Here is a 25,184-nt window from a genome sequence, read left to right as displayed (position 1 = left end):
ATAAAACTCCAATATTTTTGGAATACCTAAATTTTAAACCTATGAACTCCTTAGTTTTTATCGCCTTTAGAAATACTTGTTTCATCTTTTTCAAAGCACCTCCAATTAATATTGAAAAAAAATAAAAATAGGGTAGTCGAATACTTAACTGTACTAGTAGTAAGATTACTAAACGCCTCTAACTAATAAACCTACTTATGAAACAAAATTACTTTGCTACCCCAGGTAAATTATTGTTCCCTTATGTGATTTTGATGCTTATGACTAACGTCCTTTGCGGCCAGGTAGTCCACTATCCTCTAGATGGTAATCTAGATGACACCTCCAATGGTGTAAGCGGAACGTTTATAGAATGGGTAAATGAGACCCCAACATCTTCAACACCTTCCTATGTTGCTACTCCTTCAGGAGGACAAGGAATTGATTTGGTAACGAACCAATATATGTTAATGGATGATTCCTTTCAATCTTTAATAGCAAGTGATGATTCCTTTGAATTAGACATTAATTTTCGATATACGTATACAAGTACTGGTAATGGACGTAAACCTATTTATGGCTCCAAACGCACAGGTAACGCTAGTGCTGGATTAGTACTAAATGCAGTTAGAAATAGTGCTACTACATTCAATATCTTTTTAGGGTTTTCAGACGGTAATTTTGATACTGCTGCTTTTTTTAGAGTGAATACCTCTCCTCTCAATACAAATGAGGAAATTAATCTAAGCTTAAAGATAGATTTTGAGGCAAGATCGTGGTTTTTTAAAGCCAATGATACCTATAATTTTGATTTTTTCGCTGAAGGTTTTGATATGAATCTGTTTAAGAATACCCTTCAAACTCTTCCAGCCTATATAGGTTGGCAAGAAGGTCATGGTTGGGATATGGATTTTCATAATTTTGATGGAACTATGATCATTGATCATTTTAAGTTGCACGTTCCAGCAAGACCTGCAGATATTGTTGCTTATAAGACAGCTTTGCAAGAAATGACGGATGATATTATGGGGAATATTACTTTAACTCAGGCAGAAAAAGATACCCATACCACTACAATTATTGTTAACTATCAAAATAGTTATAGTAACGCACAAACAGAGATAGATACTTATTTAGCCGCCTTTGAAGCTAATTTCGATGCATTATTTACTAACCGTGCCGCAACACCTAGTTTGTCAGGTTTATCGAATGAAGAGCGTATAGCTTACTTCTTAATGCAAGATATCTTTGATAATGAATTTGTAGCAGGAAATATGGCAAATATGGCTGGTATGAGTTTTAGGGAAGGAAATGTTTATCCTGGCCCAGTGAGTAGTACAGCACCTCGTGTAAATAACGCTCAGGTAGCAATAAATAGCACCTATAGTAAAGATCCAGGAATACAATTGGTAGATGGTCATCTAGGTGTAATAAGACCAACAGGGTATTATGCTGCACCAGGCGAATTAATAACCGTTACTGTTCCTGCAACTTTGGTGAATAGGGGAATAAAAATTATTGCCGGAGCGCATACAGATCAATCTTCTCTTGAAGGAATGCAACGTTTTCAGCGTATTTCTAAAGTCATTGAAATTACATCTACAACAACACAAATAGCGAATCCTTTTGGAGGCGCTTTATATTTAAAAATTCCTCAAGAGCTAAATGAAGGTTGGCAAACAGTAACCATAGATGGTGCTGTAAAATCGCCATATTTTAGAATGCTATCTGGGCAACCTCAAAATATAAACGAATGGATTACCGATATAAATAATGGGTATGTAAAATGGGTAGATATAGAGTCCGATAAAATGATGTTTACATTACCAACAAGTATGATTGGTGTTACAGACCTTACCGACATCATGTTAAAATGGGGTGAAATGATAGATTTAATTAATACCGTTGCAGGTAGGCCATTACATCCTGTTCGTGCAGAATATGTTCTAGCAGATTGTATAGGAGGAGTAGGTAGTGCTGGCTATCCTAAACTGATGCATGAAAATACGTATGATCAAGCATTACCATCTACATATTGGAGCCCACTACGTATTTTAGAAGAAGACTTTGTAGAAACCAACCAAGGATTTATTTTTCATGAGTTGGGACATAATATGTTATTCCCAATTCCAAACGGACACGCAGAAACCGTAGTACAAATGTTCTCGGTACCAAGCTATTTTGTATTAACCAATGATCTTGAAAAGTCAATTAGTTATGTAGAGGATGAAACCTATGGAAGAGATACTGGAGCTATTGCTTGGATGATTACGCCAGAATTTAGGAATAATATGCGTATGCAGGACGAACATGCAAAATATCAAGTTAGAGGTGGTGCAAAATGGTTTGATATCGTAGACCTGTTTAGTTGGGGAGATCTAGGAAAACTTAATAAATTCTTTTATGATAAATGGACAGTTGAAGGAGGCTCTCCACTCGGAGACACCTATGTGTTAGATTCAGACTATTTGCAAGCTGCAACAGAGCGAATAGGATTTAATATGACCCCTTTATTAAACTTTTGGGGTATGATTCCTTCAGCAGGAGAAATTGATACCTATGCAGCCTACTCTCAAAGTTGCGAAATTTATGATCGTTTGGTCTATTATCGTAATCTGGTTCCACAAACACAAAGCGATTTTTTACCTTGGAAAGACTTTTTGTTAGCAGAAGTTGATCCTTATCATCATGCAGAAATTAATGATATATATACAAATTATGATGCCCAAAATATAGGTGCTCAAATTATCGCTCAAATCGACTCCTTACTAGCAACGTATTATCCTAATGGAGCTTGCCAAACATTTCAAAATGATGTCAGTTTACGCGCCATTAATAGTCCAAACGCTTCAAAAACAATTTGTGGTGATATTTCAACACAATTACTAATAAGAAATAATGGAATAAATGATATAAGTGAGATTACAATTATGTATGGTGTTATTGGAGGTGAAACCCATAATCATACTTGGGATGGGATGCTACAATCTGATGAAGAAATAATTGTAAATCTATCTTCAATTTCAGTGGGAACCGGAAATTTTACATTAAATGTTGAAGTATCTATACCCAATGACGAGAATAATACCAATGATAACCTTTCACAAAACTTTAGTGCAAATGCATCAGGGGATTTTAATGTGATAAATTCTTTTGAAAATGTTGAGGATGAATTAATTGTTCAAAATGGTGTTTGGGAACGAGGTGTTCCAACGGGTTCTCTCTTAAATAATGCAGCAACAGGAACTCAGGTTTACGGTACTAATCTATCTGGTAATTATCCTGCAGATGCAAATGCAAGTTTGCAGTCATATTGTTACGATTTTACACAGATTGTTAATCCAGTACTTAAATTTCAAATGGCTTATGACCTTGAGGAAAATTGGGATTGGGCAAATGTTCAGTATTCGATAGATAGTGGGGTAACATGGGAAAATTTAGGAACTATAGATAGTCAGCCAAATTGGTATAATAGTAATAATGATGGCAGTGGGTTTGGTTGTCTAGATTGTCCAGGAGCGCAATGGACTGGAACAAATACAACGATGACATCGTACGGATATGATTTTACAGAAAACGCTGGCTTGGGAGAAACTGATCTTACTAATGAAGATAATATTATGTTTAGAATGACATTACACTCTGACAATATCTTTCATGAAGAAGGTATTGTTTTGGATGATTTTGTAGTTGAAGGCTTTCCAGTAAAGATTATATTGAGCCCTAAAGTATTCTTACAAGGCGCGGCAATGAATCCAAATGCAGGAGAAGAGTCTTTGATGCGTGATGATCTTAGAGTTGCAAACAGTATCCCAACGACAAGTCCTTATGGAGATGGAGCAACTTGTAATTCATCTATTTTCAATACAACAGGAGCGAATGCTATTGTAGACTGGGTATGGATAGAACTTCGGGATGCAACAGATAGTACCATTGTTATTGATAGTCAATCTGGTTTATTAGCACGTAATGGTAGTGTTGTGGGGGTAGATGGTATTTCAAATTTAGAATTTAACATCCCTAGTAAAGATTATTATATAGCTATTAAGCACCGTAATCACTTGAGTGTACTTTCGGCTACAACCTACTCTCTGTCATCCACTTCTATAATGGTAGATCTTTCTGCATCAACTAGTGTATTACAAGGCGGATCAAATGCAGTGATCGATATGGGTAACGGCATTTTTGCGATTCCTGTAGGAGATTATGATGGTAATGGTCAGGTACAAAATTCGGATATCAATCAGGTAATTCAATTGTTAGGAGGCTCTGGCTATAACAATGCAGATATGGATATGAACGGACAGATACAAAATACTGATATTAATAATTCTTTAAATCCAAATGTAGGTAGAGGAGAACAATTCTAAGCACCTGTCTATAAAGTGTTTAATTATTTTGTAGGGGTATTTGTAGGGGTAGTTTTTTAGCATATAGAACAACAATAAAATACTTTTACACCACCCAAATTTTAAAACCTTATAACCTATGGACTTCTTATTTCATTACTCTTTTTTTACTGCTATGAGATTCTTTATAGCGCCTCGTGTCGAAAAATTGCAACTAAAAATAGGGTATACTGAAAGTTACCTGTATTAGATACGAAACAACAATTAAACAATTAAATTTTATAAACCCCTTAATTATGAAAAAACTACTACTATTGTTATTGACATCTTTATGTTTTGTCTATAACGTACAAGCACAATGTGGTCCTGGAGAGGATGCACAAGCACCAGTATTTGGAAACGCTGGAGATGGAACCATGGCAAATCCGTTTAAAAACTTATTACAATCAACAGTAGGTAGTGTGCCTAGTGGTACCTACTATTTTAGTTTTAACGGGAGCACTTTTCAAGGAGCACTAGATAACGACACCGATGGCGGTGGTTGGCTAATGATATTAAATTATGTGCATTTGGCAGGAGATAATACGGATCTTACAATTAGAAATACAGACCTTCCGTTATTAGGTTCTTCGACTGTTGGAGACAACGAAGCAGGAACAGCTAATTGGGGACATATGGGAAACACATTAGCGGCAGCCATCGATTTTGAAGAAGTACGTTTTTATGGAGAAACCACAGGACATAACCGTGTGATAAACTTTAAAACGTCTTACACTAATGTGTTAACATATCTCAAAACGGGTTTAGGCAACTTTGCTAGCATTATGAATCCATCAAATTTTACTGCGCTTTCTGGACATACAGCTAATATACCAGCACAAGCTATAAATGCATTCTCAAGTCAAGGAGATAAAGCTTTAACAGAGTTTCCGTTTTTTCGTACTGGGCAATTTCATTGGGGAATTCGTGGAACAGGAAACCGCTGGGAAGTTGATGATAGTGCATTAAATAGCCAAAGTACAATTCACCGCGTTTGGGTTCGTGGCGATCTTTCACCAACAGCTACGACAACATTAACAACGGCTTTAGATGCTACAGGAAATATAACTATAAGTCCAACTGACTTTGGATTTACTATTACAGATAACTGTAGTGCTGAAGCCAATATTAACTTAAGTCTAAGTCAAACAGATTTTACCTGTGCAGATTTAGGAGATAATGTGATACAATTAACAGCTACAGACGATCAAAGTAATAGTGTAACAATAGATGTCACAGTAACTATTGTAGAATCACCTCCAATAATAACGTTACCTCCAACATTTCCGTTTTTTGAGGTAGCATTAGATAGTAATGGAGAAGTAACATTAGATTTAACAATATTAAACACAACCGTTACAGACGATTGTGGTATCGCAAGCACGACTATTAGTCAAACAGACTTTAATTGTGATAATATAGGATTTAATTCGGTAGCCATTTCGGCAACAGATGTACATGGAAATGTAACAAATGACAACTTGTTTTTTGTTCTTACAGATCCAGTACCACCAGTGATACAATGTGTAGCGCCTTTCTCTGTCGAGTTAGATGCCACAGGAAGTGTAACATTAGATCCAAATAGCTTATTAGCGAGTTTTACAGATAACTGCGGATTAGGAAATGTTACTTTAGACAAATCGGTATTTACGTGTGCAGATATTGGAGATAATTTGGTAACAGTAACGGCAAGTGATCAAGGTGGTAATGAAGCGACATGCACTGTAACAGTTACGGTAACTATTCCTTCTTGCCCTGGCAACTTAACACTAGAACCAGGTTTAGATTCATGTGGAGTTGTATATGATTACCCTTGTGCTTCAAATAGTACTTCTGGTCCCGTAAGTGGAACCTTATTAGCAGAAGGAACAACAACTACGTTTACCTATGATATCCCGAATAATACAGGTGGTATCGATAGCTGTAATTATACGGTTACCATTGATGATACGCAAGGACCAACATTTCTGGCTCAGAATCAAACGTTGATTTTGGATGCAGCAGGAACCGCTTCATTAACAGCAAACGATCTTGTAGGACCAGATCCTTTAGCTGCTGATTATACGGTGGATCAAACAGGAACCTTTAACAGAGAAGATATTTCAGCTACAGGTACAGAAATCATACTTGGTGATGATGAGGTTTCGGATGCATTACCTATTGGTTTTGAATTTGCATTTTATGGTAACCTTTATAATAATTTTTATATTTCTTCTAACGGATTTATCACATTTACAGACAATAGTGATGATGGTTGTTGTGAAGGGCAGGTACTTCCTGATACTTCTGTGCCAAACAATTTAATTGCTTTCGATTGGGATGATTATGATCCTACAGAAGGAGGAACTGTTCGTTACGAAACTATTGGTATGGCACCAAATCGTATTCTCATTATGGAGTTTGATAATATAGCACATATTGATGATATTACGCAAGGAAGTACCACACAAGTAAAACTCTTTGAAACAACCAATCGTATTGAAATTCATACAACTAATATTCCAGATGTAAGTAATATCAAAACACAAGGTCTTGAAAATATAGATGGTACAGCAGCAATTACAGTAACTGGGCGTAATGGAGATACATGGTCTGCTACAAATGATGTAGTTGCTTTTGTACCTGTTTCTGGAATTCTAGATGGTTGCGGTGTCGATACATTAATAGCTTCTCAAACAGATTTTGATTGTACAGATTTAGGAGCAAATATGGTAACACTTACCGCTACCGATCTTAATGGTAATGTTTCGCAGCAAGTGGCAACTGTTACTGTGACCACTACAGATACAACGGCACCAGTGATTACGCTAACAGGAGATAATCCCCAAGAAATCGAGCGGGGCGATATGTATGCAGAATTAGGGGCTAGCGCAGATGACGGATCCATGGTAATGATTGATGCATCTTCCGTAGATACAAATGAGGTAGGAATTTACAACGTAACTTACAATGCAAGAGATTTGTCTTGTAATGATGCCGTAGAGGTAATCAGAACTGTAAATGTGGTAGATACAACAGCACCTGTAATTACATTAACAGGAGCAAATCCACAAGTAATAGAATTAGGTGATGGATATGCAGAACTAGGAGCAACAGCGGATGATGGATCAGCAGTAGTAATCGATGCAAGTACATTTGTAGATGCAGTAGGAAGCTACGCTGTAACTTATAATGCTACAGATGCGTCAGGTAACAATGCAGTAGAAGTAATCAGAACGGTAAATGTAGTAGATACAACAGCACCTGTAATTACATTAACAGGAGCAAATCCACAAGTAATAGAATTAGGAACTGGATATAGTGAACTAGGAGCAACTACTAATGATGGTACAGCAGTAGTCATTGATGCAAGTGCATTTGTAGATGCAGTAGGAAATTATACAATTACATATGATGCTACAGATGCATCAGGAAATATAGCTGCCCAAGTAACTAGAACGGTGAATGTAGTAGATACAACAGCACCAATAATTACATTAACAGGAGCAAATCCACAAGTATTAGAATTAGGTGATGGGTATACAGAATTAGGAGCTGCTACAGATGATGGATCAGCAGTAGTTATTGATGTAAGTGCATTTGTAGATGCAGTAGGAAGCTACGCTGTAACTTATAACGCTACTGATGCTTCAGGTAACAATGCAGTAGAAGTAATCAGAACGGTAAATGTGGTAGACACAACAGTACCGGTAATTACATTAACCGGAGCAAATCCACAGACAATAGAATTAGGAGCTGGATATAGTGAACTAGGAGCAACTACTAATGATGGTACAGCTGTTGTGATTGATGCTTCTGCTTTTGTAGATGCAGTAGGTAACTATACGATAACTTATAATGCTACTGATGCATCTGGTAATACTGCTGTAGAAGTAACGAGAACTGTAAATGTGGTAGACACTACCGCTCCAATAATTACCTTGCTAGGAGATAATCCTCAGGTGATTGAATTAGGAGCAGGGTACACAGAATTAGGCGCAACAACAGATGATGGGTCTATAGTAGTAATTGATAATTCTGATTTTGCAGATGCTGTAGGCAACTATACGATAACTTATAATGCTATTGATGCATCAGGTAATACTGCTGTAGAAGTAACGAGAACTGTAAATGTGGTAGACACTACCGCTCCAATAATTACCTTGTTAGGTAGTAATCCTCAGGTGATTGAATTAGGATCTGGATATACAGAATTAGGCGCAACTGCGGATGATGGATCGGCTGTAGTAATTGATAATTCTGATTTTGTAGATGCTGTAGGCAACTATACGATAACTTATAATGCTATTGATGCATCAGGTAATACTGCTGTAGAAGTAACGAGAACCGTTACAGTAGTAGATACCACTGCTCCAGTAATCACGTTATTAGGAGATAATCCACAAACCATAGGAATAGGTGAAGGATACATAGAACTAGGAGCAGTTACAGATGACGGTTCAGCAATAGTAATTGACACATCAACTTTTGTAGATGCTTTAGGGAGCTATAGTATCACTTATAATGCAACAGATGCATCAGGAAATAATGCTGCAGAGGTTATCCGAATAGTCAATGTCATTGAAAGATGTCCTTTAGAAAATCTACCATTTGATAATTTCCAGGTACAAGCTTTAAGTGAAACCTGTACAGACAAAAATAATGGGATTATTACGATTGATACTATGGAATCCCAAAACTATATCGCGACGATTAATAACGAAATTTATGCGTTCACATCAAATCTTACAGTTAATGATCTTCCTCCGGGAACATACCCTGTATGTATTGCAATTGATGGGTTTTCTGATTGTGAACAATGTTTTGAATTAGTAATTGAAGAAGCTTCTATATTAAACGGTAGAACCAGTATAGATAACAATGACAGAGCTAGTCAGATTTTTGTGCAAATTGATTCAGGAACGGCTCCTTATACAGTAACGGTTAACAAAGAAGTGATCGGAGAATATGACACTAACAGTTTTGCGATACCGGTTCAAAATGGAGATGTAGTTGAGGTTGTATCCAGTCTCGCCTGTGAAGGAAAGCTGTCCAAAACGATAGAAGGATTTAAAGAAATCTCATTGTATCCTAATCCAACCAAAGCAAATGTAACAGTTACCATACCTGGTACAGGTAGTGATGCGATTGCCATTAATATTCATAATACATTAGGTGTGATGGTATCTTCAAAAATATATCCTATATCAGGAGGTAAAGTAGTATTGCCAATGGAGGATTTAGCTGTCGGAGTCTACTTTGTTAGTATTAATGATGCAACTTCTAAAGTATATAGAATCATAAAAGAGTAGCTATTATATAGCTAATTTGATTACATAATTTAAAATAATGAAACAGATGAAATACATATATATCCTAATATTCAGTTCGATACTTTTTATCTCTTGCAGTAATGAAGAGTTTCCTGAAAATGTTATCCAGATTCCTGATACAGAAAATAATATCCCTTCGATTCCAGGTTTGATATTTCCAACTAATAATTTAGAATGTACTAATTTTAATTTAGTATTTGAATGGAGTAGAATAATAGATATCGATGGAGATGCAATTGCTTATAAGATTGATTTGGCATATGATAATACATTTTCGAATATATTATTTTCGATAACAACCTCAGAGCCTACCTGGACTTTTAATCTTGAAAAAGGGACGACTTATTTCTGGAGAGTAAAGGCTATTGACAGCGAGCAAAATGAAAGTCAATACTCAGAGGTTCAATCTTTTTTTACAGAGCCTGATGCTGGGGTGAATACTATACCTTATGGCCCAGAAATCATATCTCCGGCTCTAAGAGCAACCGTGTCAGGGAGTACAGCAACTTTAGATTGGAATGCAATAGATATTGATCAAGATCCATTGTTGTTTGATGTATATTTTGGAGAAACCAATCCACCTTCGCTAGTAGCAGAAAATATAGAAGTATCTACTTTTGATGTTGCAGTCTCTGCTAACAAAACTTATTATTGGCGAGTTGTGGTTAAAGATGATCAACAAGGAGTTGCTATAGGCAGAGTGTGGGATTTTAGAACAAATTAATATCGCTTTGGCGAGCCATGTGTGTGAAGTAAAAACTACTCTTTCTATACTGTTGAAAGAGTAGTTTTTTGGATATTTCTATATAGCCAAACATCTATTTCAGATATACTTTTTACCTATTCATATAATAGCTCATAACCATTTCTGAGATGGTTTAGTCCTATGTCGCTAATAGGTAGGAACTATTACAGAGTTACCTCTGAGCTATGTTTAAGATAGTTCATAACTATTTCTGAGTTACCTCAGAGCTATGTTTCTAGTGGGTAGGAGCTATTTCCGAAATAGCCTTGACCCCTCAACAAGACTCTTTAATAGTATGACAGCAAGGGTTGATGGATATGACAAAGATCTGACAGAACCCTTTATAAGATGGCTTTGACCCCTCCTGGGTATGGGTATGAACCCTAATCAATATACCTCCTTATCATCAGAAAAATGGTAGTTTACCATTACGAACATACTTCTGAGGTATTTCTAACATAATGGCAACCCCTGCGTGAATATCATTATAATTGTTAAAATAATGAAGAATTGTCAATTTGTAAGGGTTGTTATAATGGTTTTGTTGTGTATGTAAATATTTGGTTGTGATATCGTTAAGGCTGAAATATGTTTTCAGTTTTTTTTGAAAATTCAAATAGTTGAAATTTTGGAACAACTCTTGACCAATATATGGCAGTAAAGTTGATATCACATTCAGCGATATTGATTGTTAGTATCCATTGTCTGGACGCATTCGATAGATACCAGGGGTTGTATTAAAGAAAGTGATGGTAGACTTTACAAAGTGAAATCAATTATTAATTAAAAACTTTTAAAGTATGTCATTAAAAAATTTAATCAACGTAAGTTTTACTGAGGAAGAAGTAACTGCGTTAACAGGACATTTAACAGGGATTGAGCAAATTCTTGAAGGAAAAACAGTGAATCTTACAGCAGAAGAGCGTACTAAGTATGGCCGTATTGCCAATCAGAATAAGCTGTTAGTGGATAAAGCAAAGAACTATATGAAACAACATCCTGATTGGATTCCGAGCTTTTTGGATAAAGACAGGTTTGATAGAGATTATGTAACTCGGGGGCAAGTAGAGGAGATGATTCAGTTATTAGAGAATTATACTCAGCAGCTGGTAGATACCAAAACATTATTAGATCACGATAATTATTCTAATGCGTTAAGTTTTCATAGAAAGATAAGATTTTTAGCAGAAGAAGATGAACCAGGATCTAAAACGGTTTATAATGATATGAAACTATTATTTAGGAGCCGTAGAGGGAATACTACCATATCCGCAGATGAAGGAGATACCACTTCAGAAGAAGAGGTTGCTTAATATTAATAATTCATGGAGTAAGAAGCCGCATTATGCGGCTTTTTTTATGCCTGTAATCTACTGATATAGCTAGAAAATAAGCTTTGTAGGGGTATTTGTAGGGGTAGTTTTTTAGCGTATAGAACAACAATAAAATACTTTTACACCACCCAAATCTAAAAACCTTATAACCTATGGACTTCTTATTTTATTACTCTTTTTTTACCACTATGAGATCCTTTATAGTGCCTCTTATCGAAAAATTGCAACTAAAAATAGGGTATATCAAAATTGAACTGTACTACCTATAATGAGATGATCTAGAATCACTTCATCACAAGAATAAAATTGAAATAATCATAAACTAATGCCCCTAGTATCATGAAAAAAATTACTCCTTTAGTATTTGTAACAATCTTTAATGAGTTCTTCAACAAGTTTCTGTTGATGCATAGCACTATATTTTCAAATAACAGATACCAATTAATTAAGCATTGATTACCGTAGAATATTAAGACCTACATATAAACCTCAAATTTAATCCCCTTTTTTATTATGAAACAATTTTATCAACAAGTAGTTGCCTTTAGAAAAGCATATTATATGATGCTGCTTCTATTAGCAGGAACCTTCAGTACTTTTGCGCAAATTATTTCTGAAGTCGAGCCAAATAATACTGTTACTAATGCTGTTGCAAGTTTACAATCTCGCATTTACCAACCATCTATCATTTCCGGAACCATATCTTCAGGTGATGATGACTACTGGTTAATTGGGTATGATTTTTCTATGAATTTTGGTGGAGACAATCGATGGTGGGTGTTTTTTGATGGAGACATCCCTGCTGGAATAACTGTAGAAAGAGGAGTCATTGGTAACCCTACAGGAGTGTATGCTGGAACAGAATCTACTTTTTTTGCGCCTCCTTTTTCCGAATGCGCTGCTTTTGAGTACACATCTTCTTTTACTGGTGCCTATACATATTTAAGAATACGATCAACGAATCCAACACCAACAGTTTATTCTATAGGAATTACAGAAAGACCACCAGCTGCTGATGCTTGTGGATTTCCAGGTGAACCCCGAGAAAATGTTATAGTGCCTTGTAATGCACCAACAATATCCGCACTTTCGGGTACTACACGGACAAGTGCTACCAGTCTACAATTAAATAGCTTTCCGGCTGTAAGTGATGCCGATGGTTATATTGTTCAAATTTCTGATAACAATACGTTTGTTCATCTATTTGATCAATACGATGAAGCCTATACAGGTACACCAAATACTGTATTTGGGGGTTCAGGAAATCAGGTAGTAGCAAACCTTACTTCTCCTGGCATAGTTAATGTGTCTGGCTTAAGTCAAGGTACGAATTATACGTTCAAAGTAACGCCGTATACAAACTGTTTGAGTTTACATAAAATGGGTACTGGTACCACAACTACTCCGTCTCAGACTTGTGGTGTCACTCCTTCCGCTCCAACAAGCGTTACAGCTATTTCACCATCATCAACCTCAATTACCTTACAATCGATTGGAGCAGCTTCTAGTGGAGCAACAGGTTATATAACCTACCTTAATGATACCAATACATTTATAGCACCAACTGCTATACCTACTACTAGCACTACTTATAATGGAACTGGGCAGCAAGCCATTTATGCAGGAAACACTACTGCTCCTAATACAACGATTAGCGGAACAGGGATTATATCAGGAAACACGTATTATATCAAAAGTTATTCATATGAAACGTGCGGTGGTATTAACTATATAGAAACAACAGGAGTAAGCACTTCACTAACTATCTGTGCAGGTGCTCCAACTTCTCCCACAGCACTTTCGCTAACAAATGCAAGTCATAGTTCTATAAACCTATCTTCAGTTTCTAATGTAGTCGATGCTGATGGATATATTGTACTAATGAATACAACTAATAGTTTTACAAATCCTGCTGATGGAGTATTGCCAAGTGCAAATACAGTGTATGCAGGAAGTGGTGAACAGGTAGTCTATGTGGGAACTTCTTCAACTATTAATACTTTAATCACCAACCTTGATAATAGTAATGGAGGAGTAACCTATTACTTCAAAGCATTTGCATACAGGAATTGTGCAGGAAGCGGTAATTTTGAGTCAACGGGTGTAGAAGCCAATGCAACAACACTGGGCGCGGTACAGACCATAGCAAGCGACGCTATCTTCTTTGAAGTTGGAGATACATTTATGGACTTCAAGTCTTTTACAAGTGCAGCTGGAGCAACGGGACATATAATCAAAATGAATACAACTAATTCTTTCACTACTCCAGTAGATGGAAGCGGATCTCTACCTGGCACTAGTACAACTTATGGTGGAGGTGAACAAGTTATTTATGCCGGAACATCGGTACTACCAAATATTCGAATTTCTGGATTATCGGCATCCACTACGTACTACTTCACGATTTACACGTATTCAACAATAGATGGTGCAATATTTTATAATACTGCAGCTTATGCATTTTCACAACAAAATATAAAGCCTAGCCCGACACTAACTTTTGATGACATCATAAAAACATACGGAGATGCAGCTTTTAATGCAAATGCTTCTACAAATTCAGCAGGAGATCTTACATATTCTTTAGTAAGTCAAACCAACGGAGGAAGTGCTGTATCTACTAACGGTACAGTTACTGTAGGTAATTCAGGGACTGTAACTATTCAGGTAGATCAAGCTGCAAATGCTAATTACAATCCTGGCACGGCGCAAGCTACCATGACCATTAATAAAGCGGACCCAATTATCCAGTTTGATCCTGTTTCTGTTTCTTTAGGTGCTCCAGATCAGATACTTTCAGCTACAGCTCAAATTGTGGGGTCAGGAGCAAGTGCTTCTACAGGTACCATTAGTTATACGATACAAGGAAGTGCACCAAATGGTAATACGTTATCTGGGGCAAATAATTCAATATGGACAGTAGGTGATGGAGGTACTTTCACTATTAGAGCTTCCATTACCGAAGATGCTAACTATACTATGAATACCAAGGATGCATTATTTACTGTAATTGCACCTGCACCTGCATTGCACTTTGAACAAGCAATAAATTTTACAGAATATGATTATTTATCTGTACCTGATGATAATTCATTAGATTTTACAAATCACTTTACCTATGAGGCATGGGTTAATTTTGATCAATTGAATGTGCTAAATGCTGGGTTTGGCTGGAGAGCGCTATTTGCAAAATCAAGATACACAGATAGCTATGGTCTAATGGTATATGCAGGTAATAAAACAATGCGTTTTTATCATCCTGGTTTTGGTGCAGGATTTACAGATTATATTTGGTCGTCTTTAACTTCTGGGAACTGGCATCATGTTGCTGTAAAGTTAGATGGTACCAATGATAAAGCATCTATTTTAATTGATGGTGTAGAAGTAGCCTTTAGTACAGGTGTAGGTGCATTATCTGCTAACACAGAACCATTGTTAATAGGAGCAAGTAGAAATGCAAATAGTGACCCTTATCCGTTTGACGGAGCAATGGATGACGTTAGATTTTGGAATGTAGCCAGAACAGATGCAGAAATTAATGACTATAAAAATGTAGAGCTTCAAGGCTCTGAAGAGGGACTTGTTTTGTATTATAACTTCAATGAAGGAACCATTAACAGCGATAATACAGGAATAACACAGGTACCCGACCAAAGTATTGCTGGGAATCATGCGACTTTCAATAGGTTTGCATTAACCGGAACAACAAGTAACTATGTAGATGGTTCTGAAATTGGATTTGTTACTCGTGTACCACAAACCATTACTTTCAATGCATTAACTGATAAAACCTTTGGAGATACAACATTTGATTTGACGGCGACTTCAAGTTCTGGTTTGCCTATACGCTATGAGAGTTCAGATACTTCGATAGCTACTATTTCTGGAAATACAGTAACGATTGTAGGCGCAGGAAGTATTACTATTACAGCTATACAAACTGGAGATCCTAGTTATTTGCCTGCACCGAATGCAGTGCAGAGTTTGACAGTAAATAAAGCTTCTCAAGTTATCACTTTTGATGCGTTGGCAGATGTAGCTTTTGGTGATGCAGATTTTGACCTTGCGGCAACCGGAGGAGCTTCAGGCAATACAGTTACATTTGTGAGCTCTGATACCAATGTGGTAACAATCTCCGGAAATACAGTAACGATAGTTGGCACCGGAACGGTAAGTATCACCGCTTCCCAGATCGGAAATGCTAATTACGATGCTGCCGCAGATGTGGTACAATCTCTTACTATAAATGCAGGTATGATAGTAATGACTCCAAAAATATACTTACAAGGAACGTTTACCAATCCAAATACTGGTGAAGAAACATTGATGCGTGATGATTTGCGTATAGCCGGAATGATCCCTACTACTAGTCCTTATGCTGATGGACTTACAATAGATGCAGCTGTATTGAATACTACAGGAACTAATGCAATCGTAGATTGGATTTGGGTAGAACTAAGAGATGCTGGTGATGCTTCAGTAATCATCGAAGGCAAATCCGCCTTGCTACAACGCGATGGGGATATTGTAGATACTGATGCAGTATCACCATTTTCTTTCGTTCAACAAGCTGATGATTACTATATAGCGTTCAAACATCGTAATCACTTAAGTGTACTTTCTGCTAATACCTATAGCTTATCATCGATGAATACGGTTGTAGATCTTTCTGCTTCTGTTACTTCTTTACAGGGCGGATCGAATGCAGTGATTGATATGGGTAGTGGGATCTTTTCGATTCCAGTAGGAGACCAAGATGAGAATGGGCAAGTACAAAACGCAGATATCAATGCCGTAATACAGTTATTGGGTGGATCAGGATACAATAAAGCAGATATGGATATGAATGGGCAGATCCAAAATTCGGATGTCAATACGCTTATGAATCCTAATCTTGGAAAAGGAGAACAGTTCTAAACTAATTAAAAACACCATGGATAGCGGGTTGTATACTACATAAATATAACACCTGCTAAAACCGGAAATGAAAAACACCTCTTTTAAAAATCCAGAAATATGAAACATATTAATTCAATAAAATCGACATGTCTATTCATAGTAACATTACTAGTTACTTCAATGAATGTGAAGGCTCAGGATATCCACTTTACGTTTGCTAATGCGCAAAAAACCATTGAAAATGGAGAGTACTACTATGAAGTAGATGTTATGATCCAAAGTTCAGAAGCTTTTAAATTAGGTTCGGGACAACTATACCTTACGTATAACCCAGAAGCTTTTGGAGAAAACATTTCCAAAGCAAGAGGCATTGAATACAATCATGAAGCTGGATACATTGTTGGAGAAAAATATACTTTTCCTGCATACAAAAGTTTTGTACAAAACGATAATACAAAGGCAAGAGTTTCTTTTGCTTTCCAACAAGGAGTCAGTGCCGAATCAATGACCAGAGAAAACGTAACCCCAACTCCACAACCTCTTTTTCATGTAAAAATGAAATATGTTGATCTTACTAAAGATCCTATGGTGGCTTTTGCAGAAGGTGACGTATATCAAAATCAATTTTTCACAGCCTGTGGCAGTATGCTTAAGAGTGGAGTAAAAGCTGGTTTCCCGGATTGTGCAAATCTACCGGGAGAACAATTACACCTAGATACATACGATTCTTCTGGAGCATCATTAAAACCTGCACCTATTGAAGAAGAGCTAAATACATTAAATCTATACCCAAATCCTGCCCAAGAATATTTTATAGTAAGAGGACTAGATGCTACCACCATGGATATAAATATCCTGGACATTAACGGTAAACTAATTAAACACATCCCGAATTATAACCTTGAGGATACTATTACAGTATCCGAATTACAGGCCGGTGTTTATTTCGTGCAGATACATGCAAAAGGAATACAGAAAAATTACAAACTAATACGCCAGTAACCTCATCCTTTTTTATTGCTTTTTTCCTATGAGACGATACAGTTTAGGTCTTTAATCGAAAAAATGAAAATAAAAATAGGGTATCCTAAAACTTAGCTGTACTAACCAATGAAGAAGGTAGTAAAACCGCTTAAATATAAATAAACCATAAAACCTATAACCCCTTAAATGTATATACAATGAAACAAAATTATTACAGATTTATTAAGAACTTAACCTTGGCACTAGCCCTTGTGTCAGGATTGATAAGTGTTCAGGCACAGGACATCAATTTTACCTTTGCCAACGCTCAAAACACCAATGATGGTGTAGATGACTTCTATGAAGTAGATGTGTTGATTTCTAGTACCGTAGATTTTAAACTAGGATCAGGACAGTTGTATATCAATTATAATACAGCTGCCTTTGGAACCAATGTTTCTGCTGGAGGAAATCTTGAATATACACAGCCTAATGGCTCTATTTTGGGAGCAGTAGTAGGTAACCCTCCTTTTCAGGTAACTGTATATAAAGATTTTATACAAAATGATAATGTGGATTCCAGAGTTTCTTTATCCTTTCAGCAAGGAGTAAGTGCAGGATCTATAGTTGCAAACAATGTAACTGCTACACCTACTCAGTTATTTCATTTAAAAATTAAATATGCTGATATTAGTCAGGATCCTATGATTACTTTTGAAACGGGTGCTGTATTCTTAGACCAATTCTTTACAGCTTGTGGTCCTAGTTCTGGAGGATTCCCTGATTGTACTAATAATCCGGGAACTCAATTGTTTAATGACACTTTTGATTCTTCCGGAGCAGAAATTGATACGACTCCACCTGTAATTACTCTTTTGGGTAATGCTACTGAGACTGTTGAGGCTGGTAGTACCTATACAGATGCAGGAGCAACTGCCAGTGATAATGTAGATGGAGATATTACCGCTAATATAGTAACAGTAAACCCGGTAAACACTTCAATACCTGGAGTATATACAGTAACATATAATGTAAGTGATGCTGTCGGAAATGCAGCAACAGAAGTAACCAGAGAGGTAACCGTAGTAGATACTACAGGGCCTACAATTGTGTTAAACGGTGCTGCTACCGTAACTGTAGAGGCAGGAAGCACATATACTGATGCCGGAGCAACAGCTAGCGATATCGTAGACGGAGACCTTACCGCAAGTATTGCGGTAGTAAATCCTGTAAATACATCGGTGCCTGGAGTGTATACCGTAACTTATAATGTAAGCGATGCAGCAATGAATGCTGCAGTAGAAGTGACCAGGGAAGTAACCGTAGCAGATACAACAATTCCTGTGATTACTTTAAATGGTGCAGCTACGATTACCGTTGAAGCCGGAAGCATTTATATGGACGCTGGTGCAACAGCTAATGATTCGTTTGATGGTGATATCACAGTAGATATCGTAACCGTAAATCCAGTGAATACAGCAATACCGGGAGTATATACAGTAACCTACAATGTAAGTGATGCAGCAATGAATGCCGCAGTAGAAGTGACCAGAGAAGTAACGGTAGCAGACACTCAAATTCCTGTAATAGCTTTAAATGGTTCAGCTACTGTGGCAGTAGAAGCAGGAAGTACTTATACTGATGCTGGAGCTACTGCCAGTGATTTTTTTGATGGAGATATTACTGCGAGTATTGTAGTTGTAAATCTAGTAAACACTGCGGTACCTGGAGTCTATACAGTAACCTATAATGTAAGTGATGCAGCAGGAAATGATGCTGTTGAAGTGACAAGAGAAGTAACTGTATCAGATACCACAGTTCCTGTGATTGCTTTAACTGGTTCAGCGACTGTAACGGTAGAGGCAGGAAGTACATATAACGATGCGGGTGCAACAGCTAGCGATTCTTTTGATGGAGATATCACAGCAGATATTGTAACTGTGAATCCAGTAAATACTGGAGTACCAGGAGTATATACAGTAACCTATAATGTGAGCGATGCAGCAGGAAATGATGCTGTAGAGGTAACCAGAGAAGTAACGGTAGCTGATACAACAGTTCCTGTGATTACGGTACTAGGTAGTCCGACAGAGGTTATTGAAGGGGGAAGTATTTATAACGATGCAGGAGCAACTGCTAGTGATTCTTTTGATGGCGATATTACAGCAAGCATCGTAACAGTAAATCCAGTTGATACTTCTGTGTTAACGAGCTACACTGTTACCTATAATGTAAGTGATGCAGCAGGAAATCCAGCTGTACAAAGAACCCGTACGGTAATAGTACAAGATAATACTGCACCTGTAATTACTTTAAATGGTGCCGCAGCAATCACTGTAGAAGCCGGAAGTACATATACTGATGCAGGTGCTACAGCAAGCGATTCATTTGATGGAGATGTTACAGCAGATATTGTAGTCATTAACCCGGTTAATACTGCAATACCAGGAGTATATACGGTAACCTATAATGTAAGTGATGCCAATAGTAATGATGCGATAGAGGTAACCAGAGAAGTAACCGTATCAGATACCACGATTCCGGTGATTGTTTTAACTGGTTCAGCTACGGTAACTGTTGAAGCAGGAGGTACTTATACCGATGCTGGTGCTACCGCTAGTGATTCATTTGATGGAGATATCACAGCAGATATCGTAACAGTTAACCCAGTGAATACAGCTGTACCGGGAGTATATACAATAACCTATAACGTTAGTGATGCAGCAGGAAACGACGCTGTTGAGGTTACTAGAGAGGTAACTGTATCAGATACAACAATCCCTGTGATTGCTTTAACTGGTTCAGCGACTATAACAGTAGAGGCAGGAGGAACCTATAGCGATGCCGGTGCAACAGCTAGCGATTCTTTTGATGGAGATATCACTGCAGATATCGTAACAGTAAATCCAGTGAATACTGCAGTACCAGGAATATATACAGTAACCTATAATGTAAGCGACGCGGCAGGAAATAATGCAGCACAAGTTACCAGAGAAGTAACTGTAGCTGATACAACAATACCAGTGATTACTTTAAATGGTGCAGCTGCTATCACCGTAGAAGCAGGAAGCACCTATACAGATGCAGGAGCGACAGCTAATGATTCATTTGAAGGAGATATTTCAGCAGATATTGTAGTAGTAAATCCTGTTAACACTTCGGTGCCAGGAGTATACACAGTAACGTATAATGTAAGTGATAACGAAGGTAATGATGCTGTTGAGGTAACCAGAGAAGTAACCGTTGCAGATACCACAGCTCCGATGATTACGTTGTTAGGCGCTAATCCTGTAGAAGTAGTTTTAGGAGAGCCATATACCGACGCCGGTGCTACCGCTACTGATTCATTTGATGGAGACCTTACTGCTAGTATTGTGGTGGTGAATCCTGTAGATACTTCTATCGTTGGTTCTTATACTGTAACGTATAATGTTACTGATGCTGCTAGTAATGCTGCAGTACAAGTAACAAGAACCGTAAATGTGGTACCACCATTAGGAATAGATGATAACAAGTTAGAATTGGTGAAGCTATATCCAAACCCGGTATCGGACAGATTTGCAATATCAGGAATCTCTGAGCCAGTAGATCTTGTTGAAGTCTATAGCATAGAAGGAAAGTTGATTAAGAGCATTAGTGAATATAACTCAGAAACCATTGACGCCTCAGAGTTTCAAGATGGTGTATATATAGTAAGAGTTACATTAGGCTCTGCCATAAAAACGATACAATTCTTAAAGAAAAAGTAATCACTTTTTTAAATGCGCAAATACTAAAATGTTTAGAGAAGTCACCAACCTGTTACTAGCAGGTTGGGACATTTCTAAAAGCCTTAAATCCCCATAATAAATGAAAAAGATGATAGCGAAATATAGGTTGAGTCTTACCCTGGTCGCTTTATATACCTCACTATTTCTTGGAATACTTGAAATACTAAAAGGATAAATAACAACATATCACGGAAATAAGGGGCCGTGATACGCAATAACAATGCGGGATATAGGGGTTGTATCATAGCAACCCCATATATCTAAAACTAAAAGAAACATTATAAACATATACAACATGAAAAAAATTATATGCTTTTTAATAGCTGTGGTATGTTATGGTATTGGGTTTTCTCAAAACTTTAATTATCAAGCAGTAGTAAGAGACGCTGCCGGTGATCCGGTAGTAAACCAATCAGTAGGCGTCTTAGTACGAATTATAGAAGGAAGTCCATCCGGTAGTGTAGTTTATAACGAAGTACATACTGTAACATCCAATGACCAAGGTGTGATTACATTCTTAGTAGGAGGAGGAACATCCGGAGCCAATTTTCAGGCAATCAATTGGAGTACACAAAACCAGTGGATTGATGTTCAGGTAGACATCACAGGAGGAACAACCTATACCCAAATTGGAACTTCAAAATTACAATTCGTTCCGTATGCTATGTATGCATTGAATAGTAACAACGCAACTAACGCCGGTCCTTTTGATTATACCAATAACGTCATCAGTAACAGCAACGGAGACATAACCACGGACGATTTTGTTTTCGGATCATCACAATTAGATAACAATGGTTCCTTTAATGCAGCCTTTGGAAATAGAATGTTCTTTGATAAAAGTAAAGCAGCATTTAGAGCAGGATATACATCACAAACTCAATGGGATGAAGCTAATGTAGGAACCTATTCTACAGCCTTTGGAGAAGGTGGTAGAGCCAGTGGAACCAATTCTTTTGCAGTAGGTCGTAATGCCAACGCTACTGGAAATGAATCATTTGCTTTCGGAACCAACGCAGGTGGTTTTGGAGATTTCTCAAGAGGTTTTGGTATAAATGCCAGAGCTAATGGGGTAAATTCTACTGCAATAGGAAGACAATTGAATGCAAATTCCATGGCCGAAATTCAATTAGGTCAATACAGTAATTTTGTTTCTGGTTCTTTAGATACTTGGGTGCCAACAGATCGTTTATTTGTAATTGGTAATGGTCAGGAAGATATCAACCTTGCCTTAAATAGTGATGCTTTGGTGATGCTGAAGAACGGTAATACTACGTTAAATGGTACTTTAACCATTGATGGAGATAATCAGGGAGCGGGAACAGCTTTTACTTTACCAGCACAAGACGGTACTGTCAATCAAATTATGCAAACGGATGGTTCTGGAAATGTAACTTGGGTAACTCCAGCGGCAGATGCCATTCCTAACGGAGGAAACAATGGAGAAGTCCTTTCTACCGATGGTTCAGGAGTATTATCCTGGATAAGCAATGATATATTACCCGCAGGAGGAACCAATGGATTTGTATTGAGTACAGATGGTTCGGGAAACTATTCTTGGGTAACTACCGATGATGCCGATGCAAGTGCTACCAATGAAATAGAATTACCTGTTGGAGGTAACAATGGTCAAGTACTGGCAACAGATGGTAGTGGTGTATATAGTTGGATAGATCAACCTGCATTACCAGTAACTGTGTTTTCTACGGTAAGTAATGTAACCAGCAATGCGCCTGGAGATATCGCTACAGATGATTTTGTATTTGGAAGTACACAATTGGATAATATTGCTGGAGCTGATGACAATTCCAGAATGTTTTATGATAAAAGTAGAGGAGCATTCAGAGCAGGAAATATGGTAGATGGTATCGGTGGTTTTGACGAAGCTAATTTAGGGCTATTCTCAGTTGGTTTTGGACAAGTAAATAGAGCAACCGGATGGTATTCTGCAACAATGGGTCTAAATAATACTTCATCTGGATTGGGTAGTTTAACTGCTGGAGATACGAACGTTGCTTCAGGAAGTCAATCAGTAGCACTCGGTAGTCGAAATACAGCCTCTGGAAATAACTCGATCGCTTTAGGAATTGGAAATACCGCCTCGGGATCAGGATCGGTAACTTTGGGTGGTAATCTTACTGCAGAGAGTGCCGGACAGATTAGTTTGGGATATTTAAATACGGCTGCAGCAGGAGATCCAAATGTTATCATAGATACAGATCGTTTATTTGTGATCGGTAATGGAGAATTTGATATGAATGGACCTGTTAATTCTGATGCGCTAGTAATGTTAAAGAATGGAAACACGGCTTTTTCAGGAAATGTCGGAATAGGAACCACAACACCAGAAACTACCTATGCATTAAATGTAAACGGAGATCTAAATTATACCGGAAACCTGACGAATATCTCAGATCGTCGTTACAAAAAGAATATTCAACCACTAAACAATAGTTTAGAAAAAATCGTACAAACCGAAGGTGTTCAATACGAGATGCGTAAAGATGAGTTTGCGGAGATAAATTTTGCGGACGGAACTCAATATGGTGTGATTGCTCAGGAAATCGAAAAGATTTTTCCAAATCTTGTAACCACAAACAAAGAAGGTTTTAAAAGTGTAAACTATACTGGATTAATACCTGTGTTGGTTGAAGCTATCAAGGAACAGCAAAAACTAATTGAAAAGCAAGAAACAGAAATCTCAGAATTAAAAGCAGAAACTTCTGGGATGTCTTCATTAGAAAAGCGTTTGCAAGCCTTAGAAGCTGTGATGAAAAGTCAGGTAACTTATAATAAGAACTAGGTATGAAGAAGATATTTCTAACTATCATAGCCATAGGTACTTTGATCAGTACCCAGGCACAAAGCATAGAAAGACAAGTAATCAGTTCAGGAGGGAACACCATCACTAACGGTGGTGTTACCCTTGATTTTACTATTGGAGAATTGGCAGTTACCACCATTACCGATGGAACTACTACACTCAACCAGGGATTCCAACAAGGAAACATTCAGTTAGCGATCAAGATCAACCCTATTGTGTTTTTACAGGGAGCAGCTATTAATCCAAATACAGGAGAAGAAAGTTTGATGCGTGATGACTTACGCGTGGCAACGGCAATTCCTACAACTTCACCTTATACAGATGCGGGAACAGCTAATGCAACTGTTTTTGATGTAACAGGAACAGACGCGATTGTAGACTGGGTTTGGGTAGAGTTACGTGATAAAAATGATGCGAACCAGGTATTGGCTTCACAATCTGCATTACTCCAACGTGATGGAAATATTGTTGGCACGGATGGGGTTTCTAACCTCGAATTTGATCTGGCCGCAGATAATTATTATGTAATGGTATCTCACCGTAATCACTTGGCAATCCTTTCAGCTAATACAGTGACATTATCCTCTACTGCGGCAACCTTAGATTTCAGTAGTTCTAATACTGTTGCACAAGGTGGCGCCAATGCAGTTATAGATTTAGGAACTGGTGTATTTGCTATGTTGGGTGGTGATTTTGACGAAAATGGACAGGTACAGAACTCTGATATTAATTCGGTGATATTATTATTAGGAGGATCAGGGTACTCATTAGCTGATATGGATATGAATGGACAGATTCAGAATACAGACATCAATAATGTGATGAACACAAACCTTGGTAAAGGAGAGCAGTTTTAATACTATAAAATGTAAAGCAGTATCTTGATTGATATCTATACATTTTCAACTTTATGTAAAAAAGACTTCTAAAAAATGAAGTTTGGATAATCATATGGAGCTTTTCGAAGTGG

10 protein-coding genes are annotated in these 25,184 nt (G+C 37.4%); 9 read left to right on the top strand and 1 reads right to left on the bottom strand.

What is annotated here, in order from left to right; translation table 11 throughout:
• The first annotated feature begins 197 nt into the window (after positions 1-197).
• The 3 genes from J8M14_RS11090 (at position 198) to J8M14_RS11080 (ending at position 10,403) form a co-directional block, all read left to right on the top strand.
• Entirely contained in the window at positions 198-4,349 is a 4,152-nt protein-coding gene (locus J8M14_RS11090) for a M60 family peptidase N-terminal accessory domain-containing protein (protein ID WP_211074681.1), read from the top strand.
• Between the two features lie 275 nt (positions 4,350-4,624).
• Positions 4,625-9,658 (top strand): immunoglobulin-like domain-containing protein, encoded by a 5,034-nt coding sequence (locus tag J8M14_RS11085; RefSeq protein WP_211074680.1) that lies wholly within the window; start codon positions 4,625-4,627, stop codon positions 9,656-9,658.
• A gap of 46 nt (positions 9,659-9,704) precedes the next feature.
• A complete protein-coding gene (locus J8M14_RS11080) occupies positions 9,705-10,403 on the top strand; it encodes a hypothetical protein (protein ID WP_211074679.1) in 699 nt (232 codons plus the stop codon).
• Positions 10,404-10,830: 427 nt separating this feature from the next.
• Here the strand turns inward: J8M14_RS11080 and J8M14_RS11075 are convergent, their stop codons facing one another.
• Positions 10,831-11,040, bottom strand: a complete 210-nt coding sequence (locus tag J8M14_RS11075) for a hypothetical protein (protein ID WP_211074678.1) — start codon at positions 11,038-11,040, stop codon at positions 10,831-10,833.
• Positions 11,041-11,224: 184 nt separating this feature from the next.
• Between J8M14_RS11075 and J8M14_RS11070 the strand changes: the two genes are divergently transcribed.
• From J8M14_RS11070 to J8M14_RS11045, 6 genes are all read left to right on the top strand, one after another.
• A complete protein-coding gene (locus J8M14_RS11070) occupies positions 11,225-11,737 on the top strand; it encodes a hypothetical protein (protein WP_211074677.1) in 513 nt (170 codons plus the stop codon).
• A gap of 534 nt (positions 11,738-12,271) precedes the next feature.
• Positions 12,272-16,675 carry a LamG domain-containing protein gene (locus tag J8M14_RS11065; protein ID WP_211074676.1) on the top strand — a complete coding sequence of 1,468 codons (4,404 nt, stop codon included), beginning with the start codon at positions 12,272-12,274 and terminating at the stop codon, positions 16,673-16,675.
• Positions 16,676-16,774: 99 nt separating this feature from the next.
• Positions 16,775-17,659 (top strand): T9SS type A sorting domain-containing protein, encoded by an 885-nt coding sequence (locus J8M14_RS11060; RefSeq protein ID WP_211074675.1) that lies wholly within the window; start codon positions 16,775-16,777, stop codon positions 17,657-17,659.
• Positions 17,660-17,838: 179 nt separating this feature from the next.
• On the top strand, positions 17,839-21,369 hold the full coding sequence (locus J8M14_RS11055) for an immunoglobulin-like domain-containing protein (RefSeq protein WP_211074674.1): 3,531 nt from the start codon (positions 17,839-17,841) through the stop codon (positions 21,367-21,369).
• A gap of 316 nt (positions 21,370-21,685) precedes the next feature.
• On the top strand, positions 21,686-24,193 hold the full coding sequence (locus J8M14_RS11050) for a tail fiber domain-containing protein (protein WP_211074673.1): 2,508 nt from the start codon (positions 21,686-21,688) through the stop codon (positions 24,191-24,193).
• A gap of 2 nt (positions 24,194-24,195) precedes the next feature.
• The gene (locus J8M14_RS11045; protein ID WP_211074672.1) at positions 24,196-25,071 is read left to right on the top strand and encodes a hemagglutinin protein; all 876 of its coding nucleotides are present in this window, start codon (positions 24,196-24,198) and stop codon (positions 25,069-25,071) included.
• Positions 25,072-25,184 lie beyond the last annotated feature (113 nt).

The sequence above is a fragment of the Aquimarina sp. MMG016 genome, from assembly GCF_018100805.1.
In the GTDB taxonomy this organism is placed as follows: domain Bacteria; phylum Bacteroidota; class Bacteroidia; order Flavobacteriales; family Flavobacteriaceae; genus Aquimarina.
The sequence above is the reverse complement of the archived record's forward strand: the minus strand, read 5'-3'. Positions and strand labels throughout refer to the sequence as shown.